Here is a 21,003-nt window from a genome sequence, read left to right on the forward strand (position 1 = left end):
AGGCGGTCATCGACCCCCAAGGCGCCCTGGCCACACTCAGTCAAGCCAGGAGACTCACCCTATGAAGCGTCCTTACGCAGCCCTCGCGGCAACCCTTGCGCTGTCCCTCAGTGCCTTCGCGGCCGTGGCCCACGCCGACGAGCCCAAGCCCCAGGAAAAATGCTTTGGCGTGTCCCTTGCCGGTGCCAACGACTGCGCCGCCGGAAAAGGTACCTCCTGTGCCGGCACCGCCACCACCGACTACCAGGGCAATGCCTGGGTACTGGTGGACAAAGGCACCTGCACCCAGATCAAGACCCCTAAAGGCTTCGGCAGCCTCACGGAGCAGCCGTGATCCAGCGCCTGCTGCCCGAAGCCCTGCTGTTGCTGGTGGCCCGGGTGGGGATCGCGGCGGTGTTCTTTCTGTCGGGGCGCACCAAGGTCACCGGGTTTCTTGAACTCAAGCCGTCGACCTACACGCTGTTCCGCTCGGAGTACGCCTTGCCGCTGATTCCGCCGGAGTGGGCGGCGCACCTGGCGACCTACGCCGAGCACCTGTTCCCGCTGTTGCTGGTGCTGGGCCTGCTGACCCGTCCGGCCGCCGCCGCGCTGCTGGGCATGACTCTGGTGATCGAGGTGTTTGTGTACCCCGATGCCTGGCCGGTGCACCTGACCTGGGCGGGCCTGCTGTTGCCGCTGCTGGCGTATGGCGGTGGGGCCTGGTCGCTGGACCGCCTGATCCTGGGCAAACGTTCTTAACTTTGATGGAGATTTCCAATGCGTATGCTTTCTTCCCTGGCCATTGCCATGGCCCTGACCGTTCCGATGCTGGCCCAGGCCGCTGATGCCCCGCAGCCCGGCACCGGTAAAAGCGTGGTGATCGTGCCAGGTTCGTTTGTCGACGGCTCCGGCTGGCGTGTGGTGCACGACATCCTGATTCACAAGGGCTACAAGGTCACGGTGGTGCACCAGGGCCACGAGAACCTGGCCGCCGACGTGGCCGAGGCGCGCGAAGTGCTGGAGCAGCAAGTCGGCCCGGTGGTGCTGGTGGGACACAGTTCCGCTGGCGCGGTGATCTCGATTGCCGGCGACCGCGACAAGGTCAAGTCGCTGGTCTATGTGTCGGCGCTGCAACCGGAAGTGGGCGAGAACATGGCCCAGTTGATCGGCTCGATGCCGGCGCCCAGTGATGACATCAAGCAGAGCCGCGACGGTCATCTGTTCTTCGACCGCGCCAAGTTCAATGCCGACTTTGCCGCCGACCTGACCACCAACCGCACCGACTTCATGGCCGCCTCCCAGGTCCCCGCGACCGCCGCCCTGTTCGGCGGCACCGTGTGGGCCGCGGCCTGGCACAAAAAGCCGAGCTACGCGGTGGTCTCCACCGAAGACCGTGCCCTGAGCCCCGACCTGCAGCGCTGGATGTACAAGCGTGCCGGTTCCAAGGTCACCGAAATCAAGGCCAGCCACTCGGTGTACATCTCCCAGCCCGAGGCTGTGGCGAAGGTCATCGAAGACGCTGCGTCCGTTATCAAGTAATTCACCCCAACCCTGGAGAAACACCCATGAACACTGCACTCAAGTCCCGTCTGAGCCTCGCTGCCGCTGCTGCCCTGATCGCCATGGCGTCGGCCTCATTCGCCACCGCCGCCAGCGCCGCCGACCAGCAGGAAAAACCCGGCCGCTGCTACGGCGTCAACACCTGCAAAGGCACCAGCCTGTGCGCCACCGCCAAAAACGACTGCAAGGGCCTCAACAGCTGCAAGGGCGAAGGCGTGATCGTCAAGACCCCGTCCGAGTGCCTCAAGGCCGGTGGCACCTTGACCGAACCGAAGTAATCCATCCGGCGGGCCCTGTGTGGGCTCGCCACTTATTCGTTGCGGAGATCCGTCATGTCGACATCCAACCCTCACTTTTCAGGCTACGGCCTGGGGCTGCGCAAGGAGCATTACTGCGACTTTCTGGAGACCTCGGTGCCCGTGGACTTCGTCGAAGTGATCTCCGAAAACTTCATGGTCGCGGGCGGCCAGCCCCGGCACATCCTGCGCCAGGTGCGCGAGCGCTACCCGGTGGCACTGCATGGCGTGTCCATGTCCATCGGCACCGCCGAAGGGCTGGACACCGATTACCTGCGGCGCCTCAAGTCGCTGGTGGATGAAATTGAACCGCTGTTTGTCTCCGACCACCTGAGTTGGTCGCGCAGTGGCGGTTTCAATGCCCATGACTTGTTGCCGGTGCCCTACACCGACGAAGCGCTGGACCGGGTCTGCGCCAATATCCATCAGGCCCAGGATGTGCTGGGCCGTACGATGCTGTTCGAGAACCCCTCGAGTTATCTGGCGTTCGAGGGTGCCTGCATGACCGAGTGGGAGTTCATCACGGCCATGGCCCGGCGCACCGGCTGTGAGCTGCTGCTGGACGTCAACAATGTGTTCGTCAGTGCGAGCAATCACGGTTTCGACGCCCTGGCGTTTCTCGACGGCATCCCCGCCGAGCGAGTACGCCAGGTGCACCTGGCTGGCCACAGCCAGGGCCGTGACATCTTGATCGACAGCCATGACAGCCCGGTGTGCACCGGCGTCTGGGAACTGTACGCCCAGGCCATGACCCGGCTGGGGCCGGTGGCGACCATGATCGAGCGCGATGATGAGATCCCGCCGCTCGCCGAGCTGCTTCAGGAACTGTCGATGGCCCGGACGTTGGGGGCAGCGCGATGAACCTGGCGCAACTTCAGCAGGCTTTTCGCCGCTGGCTGGTGAACGCGTCAGATGAATCCGCGCAGTTGCTGGGCAGCAATCACGTCGGTTTGGCGGTGTACCAGAACAACTACCGCGCCCAGTTGGTGGGCTGCCTCGAACAGGCTTTCCCCACCCTGCGCCGTTGGCTTGGAGAGGAAGCGTTCCTGGCCGCGAGCATTACGCACATCGACAACCATCCGCCCCATGCCTGGACCCTGGACGCGTACCCCGAGGGGTTCTACACCACCTTGAAGGAGGTGTTCCCGCGCAATCCGGATGTGCATGAGTTGGCGTGGATCGAGTCGGCCCTGAATGAAGCCTTTGTCGCCGCTGACGCGCAACCGCTGGCCCTGGAAGCGCTGGCCGAGCTGGACTGGGACACCGCGGTAGTGCAGCTCACACCGTCGTTGCGTTGCCACGACTTGACCACCAATGCCGAGGCCATCTGGTCGGCGCTGTGGCAGGAAACGCCCGCGCCGCAAGCGATGATGCTGGAGCAGGCGGGCGGTTTGCTGGTGTGGCGGCGGCAATTCACCTCGCGGCTGCGTCAGATGGATGCGCTGGAGCTTCAGGCGGTGCAGCACGTACAGGCTGACGGCAGTTTCGCCGGGCTGTGTGAATTGCTGGTGCAGCGCCTGGGGGAAGAGGCCGGCGTCATGCAGGCGGGTGAATACCTGGCCGCTTGGCTGGGCAGTGAATTGATCGTGGGGGTGAGTGATGTTTGATCGGCGTGGTTTTCTACTGCTGGCGTCGGTGGTGATCGCCGCCCCTGCGTTTGCGCTGCAACAGGTGAGCACGGATGAAGGGGAGGTCCGTTATGAGCAGTTCGGGCCGGAGGAGGGCCGCGCGATTATCTTGTTGGCGGCGGATGTGAGCGTGTTTGCGGCGGTCAGCGGGCCGCTGGCGGCGCAAGGTTTCCGGGTGATCGTGCCGTACCTGCGCGAGGCCGATGACGCCACGCTCGGCCAGGATGTGCTGGAACTGATGAACGCGCTGCATATCCCTGAGGCGGTGCTGGCCGGTGTGGAGCAGGGCGCACGCGTGGCGACGCACACGGCGACCCTGAAACCGACACGCTGCGTGGGGCTGGTCACGCTCAACACGCTGCCCCAGGCGGGTTTTGCCGAGGCGGTAGGGGTGATGGCGAAGACTGGGCACTGGCGCACCTGATCACGCCAGGAACTCCACGTTGCCACTGCGCAGTCGGTAAGTGCCGCCGACAATGCTGAGTTTTCCTTGGGCAAGGGCGTCGGCCAGCACGCTTGATTCGCCCTTGAGCCGTGCCACGGTGTCCCGGACATTTTGCGCAATGGCGTTGTCGAGCAGGTTGCCGGGCGCTTTCAGCACTTTGTTCACGGAAGGCTTGATCGCATCCGCCAGGCTCTGGATTTTACCGGGGAAGGTCACGTTGTCTTTGACTGCCTTGACCCCAGCCGAAATGGCGCCGCAGCTGTCATGCCCCAACACCAGGATCAATGGCGTCCCCAGCATCGCAACGGCGTATTCGAGGCTGGCGAGCCCGTTTTCCGTCACGAAGTTGCCGGCTACGCGTACGCAAAACAGTTCGCCCAGGCCGGTATCGAAGATGTATTCGGGCGCAATCCTTGAGTCGGCGCAAGCGAGTACTGCCGCGAACGGATGCTGGCCGCTGACCAAGGCCTCGCGCTCCACCATCAGGTCGCGGCGCTTTGTCACGTCGGCGGCGTAGCGGCTGTTACCCTCCATCAATCGCGCCAACGCCTGCTGCGGGTCGATAATGCTGGTTGGCGTGTCGGCCACGTGAGCCGAGGCGATTGGCAACTGACCTGCCAGAAGCACAGCCCCGGCGCTGGTGGCCGCCAGGCGCAGAAAATGCCGGCGTGCATCGCAATGCGCGGTTTTACGATCGTTGTCCATCAGTGAGTTTCTCGTAAGGGCAGAGGAACGTCACCCTCGCAAAAATTGCAGCGGGACAATGTAGGAGGTCTCTTTCAATGGGCGCGAACATGAAAATACTGACAGGTAGCCTATCCACCACTGAATAAATTCGCCGCTGCCATTAATCTAACCGCCTTAGTCACCTGGGCGGATTGTTCATGTCTTCTGTTGCCGATGGGTTGCCCCTCAATAAACGCCTGCCGGCCGTGATCGCGATCTCCCTGGGAATCGGCATGGCGACCCTGGACACGGCCATCGTCAACACGGCATTGCCGACCCTGGCCGAGGGGATCGGTACCGATTCCGCCTCGGTGATCTGGGTGGTCAATGCCTACCAGTTGGCGATTATCGCCACGGTGCTGCCGTTTGCGTCGCTCAGTGATGTGCTGGGGCATCGCCGGGTGTACCTCGGCGGTTTGCTGCTGTTTATTGTGTCGTCGCTGTTTTGTGGGTTGGCCGGATCGCTGGTCACCCTGACCGCTGCGCGGGTGGCACAGGGGCTGGGTGCGGCGGCGATCATGAGCGTGAACACGGCGTTGCTGCGGCATATCTACCCGTCAACAATGCTCGGGCGTGGGCTGGGCTATAACTCGTTGGTGGTGGGGTTGGCGTTCACGCTGGGGCCGACGGCGGCATCGGCGATCCTGTCGGTGGCGACATGGCATTGGTTGTATCTGATCAACGTGCCGTTGGGGCTGTTGGCCTTGGGGCTGGGCCTGCGCTCGCTGCCGACCCTGCCGATGACCGGGCATGCCTTCGATCGGCTTGCCGCCGTGTTGTGCGCCGGGTTGTTCGCCCTGCTGGTGCTGGGCCTGGGCACGGCGGTCCACGGTGCCCAAGGCGTGCTGACGCTGGGCCTGATTGCCGTGGCACTGGTCTGCGGTGTGCTGCTGTTGCGGCGCCAGGCCGGGCACCCGGCACCGATGCTGGCGCTCGACCTGTTCAAGCGCCCGGTGTTTGCCTTGTCTTCCTTGACTGCTGTGTGTGCCTTCAGCGCCCAGGGCCTGGCCTTTGTGTCACTGCCGTTTTTGTTGCAGGCGGTGCTCGGCCACAGCCAGGTGGAAACCGGTTTCCTGATGACGCCATGGCCGGCGGTGGTGGCGGTGATGGCGCTGGTCGCGGGGCGTCTGGCGGACCGTGTGTCCCTGGGTGTGCTGTGCGGCATCGGCTTGTTGATGCTCAGCGTGGGGATGGCTGCGTTGGCCACCCTGGGCAGCGGCGCCTCGGCATTTGATATCGGCTGGCGCATGGCGCTGTGCGGGGCCGGGTTCGGGTTTTTCCAGTCACCCAACCTCAAGGCGTTGATGACCAGCGCGCCCTTGGCCCGCAGCGGTGGGGCGAGCGGCATCGTGGCGATTTCACGCCTGTTGGGCCAGACGCTGGGTGCTTCGCTGGTGGCCCTGTGTTTTCACTTGTCCGTGGGCAGTGGCCCGCACTATGCGCTGTGGCTGGGCTGCGGGTTTGCACTGGTGGGCGCGGTGGCCAGTGGTCTGCGTTTGTTGCCCTATGGGAAAAAGGTCTGATTAACGCTACCGTGGCGACCTGAATATTTCGGGATGTTTCAGATTTATGTCCAGCCTGGCCCTCCGCACCGCTGATACTCATTCCCGCCGCGCCGCTTTGACCCTGGCTTTATGCCTGCCCAGTGACGTGTTGCTCTACCTGCTGCTGCCCATGGAATCCCAGGCGTTCGGTATCACCCTGGCCCAGGCCGGGGTGTTGCTGGCCGCCAACCGCCTGGTGCGGATTTTCGGCTACCGGCATGTGCTCAATTTTTACGCACGCAACGGCGACCGCCTGACCTGCATGATCGCCGCCGGCGCCGCGACCTTGTGTGCGGTGGGTAACTCGATATTGTCCGGGTTTGCCGCATTGCTCTGCCTGCGCCTGGTGTGGGGCCTGTGTTTTGCCGCATTGAACCTGTCGACCCAAGTGCTGGCCACCTCGGAGCCCGCCGGTGCCGCACGCCGCGCCGGACGCTCGCGGGCGTTGATCGCCCTGGGGCCGATGCTGGCGCTGCCCCTGGGCGGCTGGCTGACGCTGTGGGCCGGGCCGCGTCCGATCTTTCTGATTCTGGCCGGGTGTTGCCTGGTGGGCTTGTGGATGGCGCGCGGCTTGCCTACGGTCGGGCATGATTTGCACAGCACACCGGGACGACGCTTCAAATGGCCGGACAGTGTGGCGGTGTGGTCGTTTATCGAGGGCGTGGCGCTGGACGGGCTGTTTATCTTTGGCCTGTCGATCCAGGCGCAGAAGCTGCTGGGCGGGGATGCGGTGCTGATTGCCGGCGGCCTGATGGCGCTGCGTTATGTCTCGGAAATGCTCCTGAGCCCGTTGGGCGGTCGCGCGGCCCAGCGTTTTGGCGCCACCTCGATGCTGCTGCTGTTTTCGTTCCTGAGTGCCCTGGCCCTGACGGCGTTCGGTAGTTACTGGGTGATTGTCGGCGCGGCGGCGGTGCTGGTGTTGCGTGCGTTGCAACTGCCGCTGGTGACCACCCTGGTAGCGGAGCGCAACCCCGGGTCGATGCGGGTATCGGCCTTGGCCTCGAATGCCGTGTGGCGCGATATCGGCGCCGGCCTTGGCCCCTTGCTCGCCGGCCTGCTGTTGCCGATCGCTTCGGCGCCGTGGGTGTTTGGCCTGGCCGGTGCAGCCATCGCCGTGAGCGCGGTGTTCTGCTGGCGGGCAAAAAATTCCAACTGATGATGTGAGGTTGTACGTGTCCTCTCAAGAAACCTTCGTAGGCGTGCTGGATAAGGCCTATCGACACTGGACTGGCCAGGGACTGCCGGCCCCGGCACACCTGGACGCGCAACAGCGCCTGGCCTGGCTGCACAGCGACGCGCCCTACAGCCTGCTGGCCCATGATGGCGGTGCAGACCCGCGTTTCACCTATGTGAATGACTGCGCCTTGCAGTGCTTCAAATACCCGCGCGAGAGCTTTATCGGCATGCCCTCACGCTTCAGCGCCTCGGCCCTCGACCGCGCCGCGCGCCAGCTGCTGCTGGAGCAAGTCACCGCCCACGGCATCGCCGAGGGTTACAGCGGTTGGCGGGTGGATGCGCACAACCAGCCGTTCATGATTCATGCTGGGGTGGTGTGGACCTTGCTCGATGACGCCGGCCAGCCGTGCGGCCAGGCGGCGCTGTTCTGGCCCGACGAGCAGCGCATCGGCATGTTGGCTTAAGCGGTTTTAAAGGCTGCCAGCCAGGCGGGGTCGAGACGGGTTTGTTCGGTGTCGATCCCCAGCGCCTGCATCCTGGCCTTGTGCGCCTCCACCTCAGCCAGCAACTGCACCTGGGCGCTGGAGTTGGCATCCAGTTCATGCATCTGCGTCAAGCCCAAGTGGTAGAAGCGCAGCACCTTGATTGCCGTCGGGTCATTGGCCTGCACCCGCTCGGTGACCTTGTGCATCACATTGGTCACGCTCATCAGGCTGCGCTTGAGCTGCCAGCCATACACCGCCGGCGTCAGCCACGCCTGGGTCCAGAACGGGCCACGCACCAGGGCCAGGGTGATCAGCACCCCGGCGAACACCCCGCCGACATTGAAGCGGAAATTGTCACCGCCGGGCGCACCAAACAGCATCACCGCCAGGCTCGACAGCAGCATCGCCAGTGCGACGAACAACACGGCCACGATCAGCGTGCTGCGCCGGGTCTGTTGACGGAAGGTGACAGGGTCGCAGGGTTTGAGCTCGAACATCCGGGTCATCTCTCCAGAAGGGGCCGGCATCATCTCACGCTTGGGCAAACAAGTTGAACGATGCTGCACGGCGGTTTCTCTAAATTGATGTAGACCCTTTGAGGTGAGCCATCATGCCCGAATACAAGCAACCACCGCCTGGCACCCCGAACCCTGACCGCACACCCGGAGAGGAGGAACGCGACAACGATGCGTTACGCCCCAACGACCCGGCGGAGCGTCAGGACGACGACGTTGAACGCGTCGAGGAAGACCTTGAAAGCCTGCATGACAAGGCTCGCCCACTTTAAAGGAGGAGAACGCCGTGAGTGACACAGCGAAAGGCCCGGCTTCGGGTGAGCATTCCAGTGGTCAGGATGAACTGGGGTTTGATCCGGATTCACCGGATGTATCGGATCCGCAGGTTGACCCCATTGGCCCGGCTATCGCGCCATTGGATCAGAAAAACACCGATAAGGACGAGCGCAAACCGCCTTACGATCCGCTGGGAGATTTGAAGACTTGATCCGGCGACGGTCATTGCGGCTCATTCTTGCCGACACGCATCGTGCGTGGCGAGGTCGCGATACTGCCCTTTGAAATACAGTAATGGCTGTGACGCAGTCGCTTCATGCAGGTTCAAGGCTTTCACTTCGCCGATCACGATCAGGTGATCACCCGCGGCGTGTTCGGCGTGAATTTCGCAATCCAGCCAGTGCAGACTGCCGGCAATGAGCGGATTGCCCAGTGGTGATCCCTGCCACTCCACGCCGTGCCACTTGTCTGTGCCTCGCCGAGCGAACTGGTTGGAAATCCTGACTTGATCGCCGGACAGGATATTGACGGCGAACCGGCCGGCCTGGCGAATCCTGGGATAGCTGGCCGAATTGGACATGACGCTGAATGACACCAGCGGCGGGCTCATCGACACGCTGTAGAACGACTGGCAAGTGAAGCCGACCGGTTCGCCATCAACGTGGGAGGTAATCACCGTGATACCGGACGCGTAGTGCCCGAGGGCTTCTCGAAAGCGCAAGGGCTCGATGGGAGGTGACATAGGCGGTCCTGAATTGGGGGGGGCGTGCGAATGCGCCAGGCAAGGCCTGACATCGTCAGGCCTTGCGCATTCTCACTACGGGTTCGAGAGTTCGTTTCGGACAATGGCTGCGCCGGCACTCAACGCATTCAGCTTGCCCCTGGCAATGTGCCGAGGCAGCGGCGCCATGCCACAGTTCGTGCAAGGGTAGAGCTTGTCGGCATCGACAAACTGCAATGCTTTGCGCAGGGTGTTGGCGACTTCTTCCGGCGTTTCAATCGTGTGGCTGGCCACGTCAATGGCCCCGACCATCACTTTTTTGCCGCGGATAAGTTCAATCAGCTCCATGGGCACATGGGAGTTGTGACACTCCAGCGAGACGATATCGATACTGGATTGCTGCAGCTTGGGGAAGGCTTCTTCATATTGACGCCACTCTGATCCCAGCGTCTTTTTCCAGTCGGTATTGGCTTTGATGCCGTAGCCGTAGCAGATATGCACGGCGGTTTCACATTTGAGGCCTTCAATGGCCCTTTCCAGGGTGGCCACGCCCCAGTCGTTCACCTCATCAAAGAACACGTTGAAGGCCGGCTCATCGAATTGGATGATGTCCACCCCGGCGGCTTCTAGTTCAAGGGCTTCCTGATTGAGGATTTTGGCGAATTCCCAGGCGAGCTTTTCACGACTCTTGTAATGGTTGTCGTACAGCGTGTCGATCATCGTCATGGGGCCAGGCAGCGCCCACTTGATGGGTTGCTTGGTTTGCTGGCGCAAGAACTTGGCGTCTTCAACAAACACCGGCTTCTGGCGGGAAACAGCCCCTACGACCGTTGGCACGTTCGCGTCATAACGATCACGGATGCGCACGGTCTCGCGTTTCTCGAAATCAACACCGCTGAGGTGCTCAATAAACGTCGTCACAAAGTGTTGGCGCGTCTGTTCGCCGTCGCTGACGATATCAATGCCCGCGTGTTGTTGTTCCTGCAGGGACAAACGCAAGGCGTCGTGTTTGCCCTCGGTCAATGCCTCATCTTGCAGTTTCCATGGCGACCACAGTGTTTCAGGTTGAGCCAGCCAGGAAGGTTTAGGCAAACTGCCGGCGGTCGAAGTAGGTAACAACTTTTTCATCAGGGATGACCTTGTAGTATTAAAGCGTCAAAGCGCGCAGTGGGCGGACCACTGTTGAAGAACAGCCTGGTAGGGTTTGATGAAGTGCTCTTCCACAAACTTTCCCTGTTCAATGGCCAGGCGGCTGCGTTCTTCTCGATCGTAGACAATCAGCGTCAGTGAATAATCCTGGTGCTTCAAGCTGGGTTGGTAGGATTTTCCGGCGGCAGAATTGGCATTGTAGATCTCGGGCCGGTAAATCTTCTGGAAGGTGTCCATGGTGCTGATGGTGCTGATGAGTTCAAGGTTGCTGTAGTCCGCCAGCAAATCACCGGAAAAATAAAACGCCAGCGGCGCAACACTGTTTGAAGGCATGAAGTAGCGAACCTTCAATCCCATTTTATTGAAGTAGTCATCCGTCAGGGAGTAGGCGTCCTGTTGGTATTCAAAGCCCAGTACAGGATGCTGGTTTTCGGTGCGATGATAGGTCCTGGTGTTTGAAACGCTCAGGCAGATCACCGGCGGTTTTTTGAAGTTTTCTTTGTAGGTGTTTGAGTTGACGAAGTGCTTGAACAGTTTTCCATGCAAGTCGCCAAAGTTCTCGGGTGTGCTGAACTCGGTCTGATTCTGGTTGTGCGCTGACAAGGCAACGCTGAAGTCGTAGTCGCGCACGTAGGAGGAGAAGTTGTTGCCGACAATACCCTCGATGCGTTCATCGGTGTGCTGATCGACAATCGTTGTTTTCAATATTTCAATCAGCGGGATGGCGTTGCCAGGCTGTTCATGGTCAATTTTCATTTCAACAGAGACGATATCAAGTTCCACTCGGTAGCGATCACCCTTGGGGTTATCCCATTGCGCCAATGCATTGAAACGATTGTTGATCATCCTCAGTGTATTGCGCAGATTCTCCTGGCGGCTTTTGCCCCTGGCCAAGTTGGCGAAGTTGGTGGTGATGCGCGTATTTTCCGAGGGATGATAATGTTCGTCGAAACGCAGGGTTTTAAGAGTGAATTCAAACTCGCTGTTCATGGTGGCCTGACATCCTGATTTCTGGGACACACCTGATGGGTTATTCAGGTGCCAGATTGATTTCGAGTATCAATAATTAGGATGTAGTTTAGGCGGGGCACAGGTCGAGTAAAATTGAATTGATTTCACTGAAGCGTTAGCCCTGCTCATGATGGGCAAACGGTCAACTGCAAAGGGTGTTGGAAGCCCCACCTTGCACGGTGAGGCTGTTCACTTACTTGGGTGCGATCCACGTGACATCCGTAATCCCAAACTTCTCCGCCCAGGGCCGGGTGGTTTTCTTGACCTGCTCATGCCCCACGCGTCCCACGCGACTCACATGGGCAATATCGGCATCCACCGCCGCCCAGTGCCAGGCCTCGGCGTTGTTCATTACTTCGGCACGCACCACAAAGGTTTTCGGTTGACCGTGCAGCTGATAATTGATCGTGTAGATTTTTGCGGTACTCATGTTGCCTCCCTGTGTTGTTATAGATGGATAGGGCAGCGTTCAAAAAGGTTCATTCAAAATGACAATCTGCACGTCGGCGCGGCATAGTGACGCCTTCTTCCTGCGCCCAAGGATCGTGCCATGCCTCTGCTGAACCATAGCCGCCTCTACCTGCAACGCCTGGGTTATGACACGCCGCCGGCGCCCACCCTGCAAACCTTGCAGGACCTGCAACTGCGCCATGTGTGCAGCTTTGCCTTCGAGAACCTGTCGAGCCTGATACGCCTGCCGGTGCCGATCGACCTGCCCAGTGTCGAACAAAAAGTGCTGTTGGACGGGCGGGGCGGCTATTGCTATGAGCTGAACCAGATGTTCCTGGCGTTGCTGCAGGAACTCGGCTTCGAGGCGCGTGGCATCACCGGCCGGGTGGTGATGGGCGGGGCGCCGGATGCGCGCACGGCGCGTACCCATCGCTTGAGCCTGGTGACCCTGGACGGCGTGCGCTACATCACCGATGTCGGCTTTGGCGGCATGGTGCCCAGCAGCCCGTTGCAACTGGACACCGAAGCGGTGCAGGCCACGGCCCATGAACCGTATCGCCTGACTTTCGACGGGCAGGGCAGTTACACCTTGTGGGCACAAGTGGCCGAGGAGTGGCGCGGCCTGTATGTGTTCGACCTGCAAGTACAGGCGGATATCGATTATGAAATCGGTAACTGGTACGTCTCCACCCACCCGAAATCGGTATTCGTCGGCCAACTGAAAGTCGCACGCCTGGCGCCGGGCAAGCGCCATACCCTGAACAATGCCCACTATGCGATCCACTCCCTGGACCGGCCGAGCGTAAAACGCTCGCTTGGCAGTGCCGATGAGGTGGTGCAGGTGCTGACTGAAACCTTCGGGATTCGCGTGCCGGATACGGCAACGCTTCGGCAAACCCTTGATGGCTTGGTCCAGGCTGCTGCCCAGGAATAGCGAGATAGAGCCTTCGCTGAACCGTTTTACCTCCAAATCAACGCAAATTAATTCGAACCTTTGGCACGCGCCGGGGTTCGAAGCGGTTCCTGAATAATTTGCTCACCAGACAAGGAGATGTAAAACGATGTCCAAGCTATTCGGAAAATTCCTCAAGGGTTCCTCACTGCTGGCGCTGGTCGCTGCGCCTGCCGTGGTGTTCGCCGCACCGTCCACCGACCCGATTTCCACCTTCGGGATCCTGGGCAGCTACAACGACTTCAAATTCGAAGGCGGCAGCGAGAGCGACAAGAGCCACATGCCTGAGGCCGGCCTGTTCTACAACTTCGGCAACAAGCTCACCGCCGAATCCGGCTTTATCTACCAGGCCGGTATCGAAGCCAAGTACGGTGAAAAGAGCGACAACAAACTCAAGGAAGGCCAGGCTGACCTGGATCTCGGCTGGCGTGCCGCGCTGGATGCGCGCAATTTTGTCGACGTGATCGTTGGCGGTGGCTACAGCTGGACCCGCTATGAGCCAGAGATCAACGACCTCGATGTGAAACTCACCAACAAATCGCCGTTCGCCAAGGCGGCCCTGGGCTACAACCACCAGTTCGATGACATGACCCTGCGTGTCGAAGCCGGTGCCCGTCGTACCATTGATGGCCGCACCAAGCTCAAGGTGGATGATTTCGGCAGCGACACCGTCGACCTCAAGGACCGCACCAACCCCTACGCCGAAGTCAGCCTGCTGATGAACCAGAAGGGTGACCTGCCGGTAGTCGCGGGCCTGTACTACACCCGCACCGAGTACAAACTCGACGGTGACTCCGAAGTGGCTGACAACACCAAGCTCAAGCGTAACGAGTACGGCTTCAAGGTCGGTATCGCGTTCTGACGCGATGCACCGAAAAACGCCCCGAATGTCCGGGGCGTTTTTTTTGAGGCAATTGCAGATCAACCCAAAGCGGCAAGTTGCGCCACGGTCTCAGGAAAACGTGCCACCAGGCGAATCAGCGTGGCAGCCTGGGCATTCGGCTTGGCCCGGCCTTGCTCCCAGTTTTCCAGGGTGCGGGTGTTGGTGCGCAGGTACATGGCGAACACCGACCGGGAGAGGTTGAGTTGTTGACGCACGGCCACCACCTCCTCGGCGGTAAGCGGCTCCAGTTGGTTGAGATGAATCTTATGGGTTCGCAGGGTGACTTTGCCTTGGCGTTCGTTTGCCAGGGCGTCGAAGCCTTCGACCAGTTCGGAAAAGATTTCACGTTTCATGATGTGTTCTCGCTTTGATTTCCCTGTCCAGCATGTGTTTTAGGGCTTTTTTGTGCTGTGGTGTCAGGTCATCCTGTTCGTGCTTGCCGTACAGGGTGAACAGCCAGAATTGCGTGCCGCCCGACCACCAGTAGTAAATGACCCGCAGGCCACCGCGCTTGCCTTTGTTGCGTCGCTCATCGATGAAGCGAACTTTGCGCAGTCCGCCTGTTCCCTCGATCACATCTCCTGCTTCCGGGTTCTTCATCAACTCTTGTTGAAAACCCTGGAAAAGCTCGTCACTCAGATAGTCCTTGCGATGCCGCTCGAAGGCCGGCAGTTCGATAAATAGAGCATCCGTGTTCTGTACGTAGCCTGCGTAGAGTTTGGTGGCCCACTCGCAAAGGGTCAAGTGACCCTGCTGTGGGAACTTTCCTAAAACGCAGACACCATACGGCGGCCTTCATCGGGTAGATGCCGGAAGGGGAGGCAGGCGGGTGAGGAAATTTCCGTGAATAGGGGAGGGTAAAAACCCCTGCCCCTGAAACGCAAAACGGCGCCCGAAGGCGCCGTTCTGTTGACTGCATCTCGCTAAGCGATCAAACGCCCAATACCGCGTGCTGCACCAGGGTCAGCAACGGTTGTGGGTACACGCCCAGGAAGAACGCGAGCAGGGCGATGGCCAGCAGCATCACGCCGCCTGCCTTCTGTTCCCAATGCAGCTCGGCATCCACACGGCGCAGGTTCGGCTCGATCAGGTACAGGGTGACCATCACGCGCAGGTAGTAGAACACGCCGATGGCGCTGCCCAGTACCAGGGAGGCAACCAACCACCACTCGTGTGCTTCAACACCGGTCGCGACGATGTAGAACTTGCCGATGAAGCCGGCAGTCAGCGGGATACCGGCCAGGGACAGCATCATCACGGTGAGTACGGCGGTCAGGTACGGACGGCGCCAGAACAGGCCGCGGTACTCGTACAGGGCGTCGGCGTCACGGCCTTTGAACGGCGAGGACATCAGCGTGATCACGCCGAACGCGCCGAGGCTGGTGATCACGTAGGTGACCAGGTACACGCCCATGGCTTCCACGGCCAGGCCTTTGCTCGCCACCAGGGCGATCAGCAGGTAGCCGAAGTGGGCGATGGAGGAGTAACCCAGCAGACGCTTGAGGTTGTTCTGGGTCAGCGCCAGCAGGTTACCGAACAGGATCGACGCGATGGCGATCACGGTCAGCACGTTGCTCAGCACGCCAGTGTTGGCAGCAGGCGAGATCTGGAACAGACGCACCATCACCGCAAACACCGCAACCTTCGACGCGGTCGCCAGGAACGCAGCCACCGGCGCCGGGGCGCCTTCGTACACGTCCGGGGTCCACAGGTGGAACGGCACCAGCGACAGCTTGAACGCCAGGCCGATCAGCATCATGGCCAGGCCCAGTTGGGCGATTGGCGCAGGCAGGCTGGTGGTGGCCAGGGCGTGGCCGATACCGGTGAAGCTCAGGCTGCCGGCTTCGGCGTAGAGCAGGGCCATACCGAACAACAGGAACGCGGAACCGGCGGCCGACAACACCATGTACTTGATGCCGGCTTCCAGGGAGCGCTTGTTGAAGAAGGCATAGGCCACCAGGCCATAGGTCGGGATCGACAGCAGTTCCAGGCCGATGAACAAGCCGGCCAGGTGCTGTGCGCTGACCAGCACGATGCCACCGGCCGCAGCCAGCAGGATCAGCAGGTACAGCTCTTCCTTGTTGCCTGGGTAACCGGTGCCGCCTTCGCCCATGTAGGCGTGGGCGAGGGTGACGCAGGCCAGGGTCGCGACCAGGATCAGCGCGATGTACAGCAGCGCGAAGTCATCGACCATCATCAATGGCGTGACCGCCAGTGGCGCGACCTTGAGGGCCGGGATGATCGACAGCAGGGCCAGGTTCAGGCCGGCACAGGACAGCAGGAACGTTTGCGAGTGATTGCGGCGCCAGGCGATCGCCAGCATCACCACCACGATGGTGAGGCTGGTGATCAGCAGCGGCGCAAGCGCGATAAAGTGTTGGATCGTGAATTCCATAGCGCTCTTACCGGGCCGAAGCGAGTTGAGAGAAGGCGGTGCCGAACCACTGCTGCACGCCATGCATCGTTGCGGCAGAAGTGTCCAGGAACGGTTGCGGGTACACGCCGATGTAGATCAGCAGTACCGCCAGACCGAGCACCATGATCAGTTCGCGAGCGTCCATCCCTTGCAGGACGGTGTCGGACTTGGCCGGGCCGAAGTAGGCGCGGTGGATCATGATCAGCGAGTAGACCGAACCGAACACCAGGCCGGAGGTAGCAATCGCACTGATCCACGGCGTTTGCACGAAGGCACCCATCAGGATCAGGAACTCGCCGATGAAGTTGCCGGTGCCCGGCAAGCCCAGGGACGCGGCGGCGAAGAACAGGCTGATCGCCGGCAGGTAGGCGATGCGCGACCACACGCCACCCATTTCACGCATGTCACGGGTGTGCAGGCGCTCGTACAGCTGGCCACTCAAGATAAACAGGGCAGCGGCTGAGACACCGTGGGCCAACATCTGGATCACCGCGCCTTGCAGTGCCAGTTGGCTGCCGGAGTAGATGCCGATCAGTACGAAGCCCATGTGAGAAACGGACGAGAAGGCAATCAGACGCTTGATGTCGGTTTGCGCGAACGCCAGGAACGCACCGTAGAAGATCCCGATCAGACCCAGGGTCATGGCGATCGGCGCGAACTCGGCCGAGGCATTCGGGAACAGCGGCAGGGCGAAACGCAGCAGGCCGTAGGCCGCAGTTTTCAGCAGGATACCGGCCAGGTCCACGGAGCCGGCGGTCGGCGCCTGGGCGTGAGCGTCGGGCAGCCAGGAGTGGAACGGCACCACCGGCAGCTTCACCGCGAAGGCGATGAAGAAGCCCAGCATCAGGATGTACTCGGTGGTCAGGGACATCTTGGTCTTCAACAGGTCGGCGTAGTTGAAGGTAATCACGCCGGTGTTGTTGAAGTTGACCAGCACCAGCCCCAGGATCGCCACCAACATGATCAGGCCGGAAGCCTGGGTGAAGATGAAGAACTTGGTCGCCGCGTAGATCCGGGTTTTCTTGCCGTCCGAAGAACTGTGACCCCAGAGCGCGATGAGGAAGTACATCGGCACCAGCATCATTTCCCAGAAGAAGAAGAACATGAACAGGTCGAGGGCGAGGAACACGCCGACGACACCGCCCAGGATCCACATCAGGTTCAGGTGGAAGAAGCCCACGTGACGCTGGATCTCTTTCCAGGAGCAGAGTACCGAGAGGATACCCAGCAGGCCGGTCAGCAGGATCATCAACAGCGACAGGCCGTCGAGGGCCAGGTGCACGTTGATGCCGAAGCGCTGGATCCACACGTGCTTGAATTCAAGCGCGAAGGTGGGATCGACACCCGGTGCCGGAGCAAATGAATAGTCGCCATGGGCCCACAGCCAGAGGCCGAGCGCGAGTTCCAGGGACATGGTCAGCAACGCAATCCAGCGGGGGAGGGTGGCGCCGAAGCGTTCACCCATCCAGCAGAGCAGGCCGCCGATAAAGGGGATCAGGATTAGCCAGGGCAGAATCATGACAGGCTCGTTTCCTTTCGCAGGTTCGCAATATTCATAGTCAGACCGCTACCACAACGATGGCGCCGATCACCAGCACAGCACCGGCAGCCATGGAGGCTGCATACCAACGCAGTTGCCCGGTCTCGCTGCGGCTCAGGGCGGTGTGACCGGCCTTGGCGGCACGCGGGATCAGACCGATGGTCTGGTCGAGCGGGTCCTTGCGCAGCATGTGGCTGATGGCGAGGTAAGGCTTGACGAACAGTTTGTCGTAGATCCAGTCGAAGCCCCAGGCAGCGAACCACCAGGCCGACAGGAAGCGGCCAATGCCACTGTTGGCGACGGCGGTCACGAAGCGACGCTTGCCGAGGAACAGCAGGGCCGCCAGCAGGATACCGGCGATGGCGATGGCACCCGAGGCGATTTCCAGGCTGTGCTGGGCTGCGCCGCCGGCATGCCCGACGCTTTGCGGCAGAACACCGTGCAGCGGCGGAGTGATCATGGCGCCGACGAAGGTCGACAGGATGATCAGTACCGACAATGGCAACCAGTGCGAGATGCCGTGACCTGCGTGAGCTTCAGTCTTGGCTTCACCGTGGAAGGTGATGAAGATCAGGCGGAAGGTGTACAGCGAGGTCATGAACGCACCCACCAGGCCTGCGTACAGCAGGTTCTGGTTACCGCTGGCGAAGGCTTCCCAGAGGATTTCGTCCTTCGAGTAGAAACCGGCGGTCACCAGCGGCAGGGCGGCCAGGGCGGCACCACCGACGATGAAGCTGGCATAGGCCAGTGGCAGTTTCTTCCACAGGCCGCCCATCTTGAAGATGTTCTGCTCGTGGTGGCAGGCAACGATCACCGCACCGGACGCGAGGAACAGCAGGGCCTTGAAGAAGGCGTGGGTCATCAGGTGGAAGATCGCCGCGTCCCAGGCGCCAACGCCCAGGGCCAGGAACATGTAGCCGATCTGGCTCATGGTCGAGTAGGCGAGGATGCGCTTGATGTCGGTCTGCACCAGGGCAGCGAAGCCGGCCAGGACCAGGGTCACGCCACCCACGATGCCGACCAGATGCAGGATGTCCGGCGCCAGGGTGAACAGGCCGTGGGTACGGGCGATCAGGTAGACACCGGCGGTGACCATGGTGGCCGCGTGGATCAGTGCGGAAACCGGGGTAGGGCCGGCCATCGCGTCTGCCAGCCAGGTTTGCAGTGGCAGTTGCGCGGATTTACCCACGGCGCCGCCCAGCAGCATCAGGGTAGCCAGGGTGATCCAGAAGTCACCGACCTGGAATTTCTGCGGTGCCAGCACCAGCAGTTCCTGGATGTTCAGCGTGCCCACTTGCTGGAACAGGATGAACAGGCCGATGGCCATGAACACGTCGCCGATGCGGGTGACGATAAACGCCTTGAGGGCTGCGTTACCGTTGTTGCGGTTGCTGTAGTAGAAACCGATCAACAGGTACGAGCACAGGCCCACGCCTTCCCAGCCGAAGTACAGGAACAACAGGTTATCGCCGAGCACCAGGAACAGCATGCTGGCGATAAACAGGTTGGTGTACGAGAAGAAGCGCGAGTAGCCGGCTTCACCGCGCATGTACCAGGACGCGAACAGGTGGATCAGGAAGCCCACGCCGACGACCACGCCGAGCATGGTGATCGACAGGCCGTCGACGTAGAGGGCGAAGTTGGGCTTGAAGCCCTCCACCGACATCCACTGCCACAGCAACAAGGTGTAGTGACCGCCTTCCGGCGGCGCCACGTTGAATTGCCAGATGACGTAGGCGGCGACGATCGCCGACAGGCCAATGGAACCCACGCCCACCAGGGCCGAGAGGTTTTCCGACCAGCGTCCACGGGAGAACGACAGCAGCAGGAAACCGATCAAGGGGAATACGAAAGTCAGAAAGATCATGTTCATCCGCGCATCTCACTGGCAGCATCGATATCAAGCGTGTGGAAGCGACGATACAGTTGCAGCAGGATCGCCAGGCCAATGCTGGCCTCGGCGGCTGCCAGGCTGATCACCAGAATGAACATGACTTGTCCATCCGGCTGGCCCCAACGTGCACCCGCAACGATGAACGCCAGTGCCGCGGCGTTCATCATGATTTCCAGGCTCATCAACACGAACAGAATGTTACGGCGGACCATCAGGCCGACCAGGCCAAGGCAGAACAGGATGCCGGCGACCGCCAGACCATGCTCCAAAGGGATAGCAGGCATCGTCATTGCTCCTTGGCTTCGTTGCGGCCCAAGTGGAAGGCGGTGACGGCTGCAGCGAGCAGCAGCATCGACGCCAGTTCGACCACCAGCAGGTACGGGCCGAACAGGCTGATGCCCACGGCTTTTGCATCCACGGTGGTGTGGCCGATGGCCTGGCCGCTCTGGTGAGCGAACAGCACATACAGCAGTTCACCCAGCAGCAGCGCTGCCAGGACAACCGGGCCGAGCCAGATGCCGGGCTTGAGCCAGACGCGTTCCTGGGCGACCGAAGCCGGCCCCAGGTTGAGCATCATCACCACAAACACGAACAGCACCATGATGGCGCCGGCGTAGGCGATCACTTCCAGTACACCGGCGAACGGCGCGCCGAGGCTGAAGAAGGTCATGGCCACGGCGATCAGCGAAATGATCAGGTAGAGCAGGGCGTGCACAGGGTTGGTGTTGGTGATCACGCGAAGCGTGGACACAACCGCGATACCCGATGCGAAATAGAAAGCGAATTCCATCTTTCTTCCTTAAGGCAGCAAGCTCTTCACGTTGATCGGCTCGGCTTCGTTTTGTGCGGCGCCTTTCGGCTTACCGGCAACGGCCATACCTGCAACACGATAGAAGTTGTAATCAGGGTTTTTACCGGGACCAGAGATCAACAGATCTTCTTTCTCGTACACCAGGTCCTGACGTTTGAACTCGGCCATCTCGAAATCCGGCGTGAGCTGGATCGCGGTGGTCGGGCAAGCTTCCTCGCAGAGGCCGCAGAAAATGCAGCGCGAGAAGTTGATGCGGAAGAAGTCCGGGTACCAGCGACCGTCTTCGGTTTCAGCTTTCTGCAGGGAGATGCAACCCACCGGGCACGCCACAGCGCACAGGTTGCAGGCTACGCAACGCTCTTCGCCATCGGGGTCGCGGGTCAGTACGATACGGCCGCGATAGCGCGGCGGCAGGTACACCGCTTCTTCCGGGTATTGCAGGGTGTCGCGTTTGCGAAAGCCGTGACCGAACACCATCACCAGGCTTCGCAACTGGGTACCGGTACCCTTAACGATGTCGCCAATATATTTGAACATGGGTCAAAT

28 protein-coding genes are annotated in these 21,003 nt (G+C 61.0%); 14 read left to right on the forward strand and 14 right to left on the reverse strand.

The genetic code is table 11. The features are described 5' to 3' along the window. Positions 1-61: 61 nt before the first annotated feature. Genes NL123_RS11850 through NL123_RS11880 form a run of 7 tightly spaced genes read left to right on the forward strand, consistent with a single transcriptional unit; the run spans position 62 to position 3,887 of the window. The gene (locus NL123_RS11850) at positions 62-334 is read left to right on the forward strand and encodes a BufA1 family periplasmic bufferin-type metallophore (protein ID WP_049712652.1); all 273 of its coding nucleotides are present in this window, start codon (positions 62-64) and stop codon (positions 332-334) included. Then, complete coding sequence (locus NL123_RS11855; protein WP_083365789.1) at positions 331-738, forward strand: DoxX family protein; 408 nt, start codon at positions 331-333, stop codon at positions 736-738. The genes NL123_RS11850 and NL123_RS11855 overlap by 4 nt, the downstream gene beginning before the upstream one ends. Before the next feature lie 18 nt (positions 739-756). Next, on the forward strand, positions 757-1,518 hold the full coding sequence (locus tag NL123_RS11860) for an alpha/beta fold hydrolase (RefSeq protein WP_494357830.1): 762 nt from the start codon (positions 757-759) through the stop codon (positions 1,516-1,518). A 26-nt stretch (positions 1,519-1,544) separates the two neighbouring features. Continuing rightward, a complete protein-coding gene (bufA2, locus tag NL123_RS11865) occupies positions 1,545-1,817 on the forward strand; it encodes a BufA2 family periplasmic bufferin-type metallophore (RefSeq protein WP_016979675.1) in 273 nt (90 codons plus the stop codon). Positions 1,818-1,871: 54 nt separating this feature from the next. Continuing rightward, positions 1,872-2,696, forward strand: a complete 825-nt coding sequence (bufB, locus tag NL123_RS11870; RefSeq protein WP_494357831.1) for an MNIO family bufferin maturase — start codon at positions 1,872-1,874, stop codon at positions 2,694-2,696. After that, positions 2,693-3,442, forward strand: coding sequence for an HvfC/BufC family peptide modification chaperone (locus NL123_RS11875; protein WP_494357832.1), 750 nt, complete (start codon positions 2,693-2,695; stop codon positions 3,440-3,442). The genes bufB and NL123_RS11875 overlap by 4 nt, the downstream gene beginning before the upstream one ends. Beyond that, positions 3,435-3,887, forward strand: coding sequence for an alpha/beta fold hydrolase (locus NL123_RS11880; protein WP_248482333.1), 453 nt, complete (start codon positions 3,435-3,437; stop codon positions 3,885-3,887). The genes NL123_RS11875 and NL123_RS11880 overlap by 8 nt, the downstream gene beginning before the upstream one ends. Here NL123_RS11880 and NL123_RS11885 read toward each other — a convergent pair whose 3' ends face one another. Then, entirely contained in the window at positions 3,888-4,613 is a 726-nt protein-coding gene (locus NL123_RS11885; RefSeq protein ID WP_494357833.1) for a carbonic anhydrase, read from the reverse strand. A 179-nt stretch (positions 4,614-4,792) separates the two neighbouring features. Here NL123_RS11885 and NL123_RS11890 point away from each other — a divergent pair, with 179 nt between their 5' ends. Genes NL123_RS11890 through NL123_RS11900 form a run of 3 tightly spaced genes read left to right on the forward strand, consistent with a single transcriptional unit; the run spans position 4,793 to position 7,818 of the window. Then, positions 4,793-6,157, forward strand: a complete 1,365-nt coding sequence (locus NL123_RS11890; RefSeq protein WP_494357834.1) for an MFS transporter — start codon at positions 4,793-4,795, stop codon at positions 6,155-6,157. Between the two features lie 46 nt (positions 6,158-6,203). Beyond that, positions 6,204-7,334: an MFS transporter gene (locus tag NL123_RS11895; RefSeq protein ID WP_494357835.1), complete on the forward strand. Its 1,131-nt coding sequence runs from the start codon at positions 6,204-6,206 to the stop codon at positions 7,332-7,334. A 16-nt stretch (positions 7,335-7,350) separates the two neighbouring features. Continuing rightward, entirely contained in the window at positions 7,351-7,818 is a 468-nt protein-coding gene (locus NL123_RS11900) for an MEKHLA domain-containing protein (protein WP_494357836.1), read from the forward strand. Here NL123_RS11900 and NL123_RS11905 read toward each other — a convergent pair. Beyond that, the gene (locus NL123_RS11905) at positions 7,815-8,336 is read right to left on the reverse strand and encodes a DUF3087 family protein (protein ID WP_248482328.1); all 522 of its coding nucleotides are present in this window, start codon (positions 8,334-8,336) and stop codon (positions 7,815-7,817) included. The genes NL123_RS11900 and NL123_RS11905 overlap by 4 nt on opposite strands. A 113-nt stretch (positions 8,337-8,449) precedes the next feature. Here NL123_RS11905 and NL123_RS11910 point away from each other — a divergent pair, with 113 nt between their 5' ends. Both NL123_RS11910 and NL123_RS11915 read left to right on the forward strand, forming a co-directional pair. Then, positions 8,450-8,626 (forward strand): hypothetical protein, encoded by a 177-nt coding sequence (locus NL123_RS11910; RefSeq protein ID WP_165447912.1) that lies wholly within the window; start codon positions 8,450-8,452, stop codon positions 8,624-8,626. Positions 8,627-8,640: 14 nt separating this feature from the next. Then, positions 8,641-8,841 carry a DUF6021 family protein gene (locus NL123_RS11915; RefSeq protein ID WP_248482327.1) on the forward strand — a complete coding sequence of 67 codons (201 nt, stop codon included), beginning with the start codon at positions 8,641-8,643 and terminating at the stop codon, positions 8,839-8,841. A gap of 21 nt (positions 8,842-8,862) precedes the next feature. Here NL123_RS11915 and NL123_RS11920 read toward each other — a convergent pair whose 3' ends face one another. The 4 genes from NL123_RS11920 to NL123_RS11935 all read right to left on the reverse strand — a co-directional run bounded on the left by NL123_RS11920 (position 8,863) and on the right by NL123_RS11935 (position 11,941). Then, positions 8,863-9,372: a flavin reductase family protein gene (locus NL123_RS11920; RefSeq protein ID WP_248482326.1), complete on the reverse strand. Its 510-nt coding sequence runs from the start codon at positions 9,370-9,372 to the stop codon at positions 8,863-8,865. Positions 9,373-9,447: 75 nt separating this feature from the next. After that, the gene (locus NL123_RS11925; protein WP_494357837.1) at positions 9,448-10,479 is read right to left on the reverse strand and encodes a methionine synthase; all 1,032 of its coding nucleotides are present in this window, start codon (positions 10,477-10,479) and stop codon (positions 9,448-9,450) included. A 27-nt stretch (positions 10,480-10,506) separates the two neighbouring features. After that, positions 10,507-11,490 (reverse strand): DUF1852 domain-containing protein, encoded by a 984-nt coding sequence (locus tag NL123_RS11930; RefSeq protein ID WP_494357838.1) that lies wholly within the window; start codon positions 11,488-11,490, stop codon positions 10,507-10,509. 214 nt (positions 11,491-11,704) lie between these two features. After that, the gene (locus NL123_RS11935) at positions 11,705-11,941 is read right to left on the reverse strand and encodes a DUF6555 family protein (RefSeq protein WP_058425027.1); all 237 of its coding nucleotides are present in this window, start codon (positions 11,939-11,941) and stop codon (positions 11,705-11,707) included. 120 nt (positions 11,942-12,061) lie between these two features. Here NL123_RS11935 and NL123_RS11940 point away from each other — a divergent pair, with 120 nt between their 5' ends. Continuing rightward, positions 12,062-12,895, forward strand: a complete 834-nt coding sequence (locus tag NL123_RS11940) for an arylamine N-acetyltransferase family protein (protein WP_494357839.1) — start codon at positions 12,062-12,064, stop codon at positions 12,893-12,895. A gap of 127 nt (positions 12,896-13,022) precedes the next feature. Beyond that, complete coding sequence (locus NL123_RS11945; RefSeq protein WP_058425025.1) at positions 13,023-13,775, forward strand: outer membrane beta-barrel protein; 753 nt, start codon at positions 13,023-13,025, stop codon at positions 13,773-13,775. A 59-nt stretch (positions 13,776-13,834) separates the two neighbouring features. Here NL123_RS11945 and NL123_RS11950 read toward each other — a convergent pair whose 3' ends face one another. The 8 genes from NL123_RS11950 to nuoI form a co-directional block, all read right to left on the reverse strand. Then, positions 13,835-14,149 (reverse strand): helix-turn-helix domain-containing protein, encoded by a 315-nt coding sequence (locus NL123_RS11950; protein ID WP_494357840.1) that lies wholly within the window; start codon positions 14,147-14,149, stop codon positions 13,835-13,837. After that, on the reverse strand, positions 14,139-14,540 hold the full coding sequence (locus NL123_RS11955; protein ID WP_494357841.1) for a toxin: 402 nt from the start codon (positions 14,538-14,540) through the stop codon (positions 14,139-14,141). Before NL123_RS11955 ends, NL123_RS11950 begins: the two co-directional genes overlap by 11 nt. Before the next feature lie 187 nt (positions 14,541-14,727). Continuing rightward, positions 14,728-16,191 carry an NADH-quinone oxidoreductase subunit NuoN gene (nuoN, locus tag NL123_RS11960; RefSeq protein ID WP_058425023.1) on the reverse strand — a complete coding sequence of 488 codons (1,464 nt, stop codon included), beginning with the start codon at positions 16,189-16,191 and terminating at the stop codon, positions 14,728-14,730. A gap of 7 nt (positions 16,192-16,198) precedes the next feature. Beyond that, positions 16,199-17,731, reverse strand: a complete 1,533-nt coding sequence (gene nuoM, locus NL123_RS11965) for an NADH-quinone oxidoreductase subunit M (RefSeq protein ID WP_010209575.1) — start codon at positions 17,729-17,731, stop codon at positions 16,199-16,201. A gap of 40 nt (positions 17,732-17,771) precedes the next feature. Further along, on the reverse strand, positions 17,772-19,625 hold the full coding sequence (gene nuoL, locus NL123_RS11970) for an NADH-quinone oxidoreductase subunit L (protein WP_494357842.1): 1,854 nt from the start codon (positions 19,623-19,625) through the stop codon (positions 17,772-17,774). Further along, the gene (gene nuoK / locus NL123_RS11975; RefSeq protein WP_003174727.1) at positions 19,622-19,930 is read right to left on the reverse strand and encodes an NADH-quinone oxidoreductase subunit NuoK; all 309 of its coding nucleotides are present in this window, start codon (positions 19,928-19,930) and stop codon (positions 19,622-19,624) included. The genes nuoL and nuoK overlap by 4 nt, the downstream gene beginning before the upstream one ends. Positions 19,931-19,932: 2 nt before the next feature. Next, positions 19,933-20,436, reverse strand: coding sequence for an NADH-quinone oxidoreductase subunit J (gene nuoJ / locus NL123_RS11980; protein WP_016974048.1), 504 nt, complete (start codon positions 20,434-20,436; stop codon positions 19,933-19,935). A 9-nt stretch (positions 20,437-20,445) separates the two neighbouring features. Beyond that, complete coding sequence (gene nuoI / locus NL123_RS11985; protein WP_003174725.1) at positions 20,446-20,994, reverse strand: NADH-quinone oxidoreductase subunit NuoI; 549 nt, start codon at positions 20,992-20,994, stop codon at positions 20,446-20,448. Positions 20,995-21,003: the final 9 nt, after the last annotated feature.

This window comes from Pseudomonas sp. FBCC-B1565 (assembly GCF_059133265.1).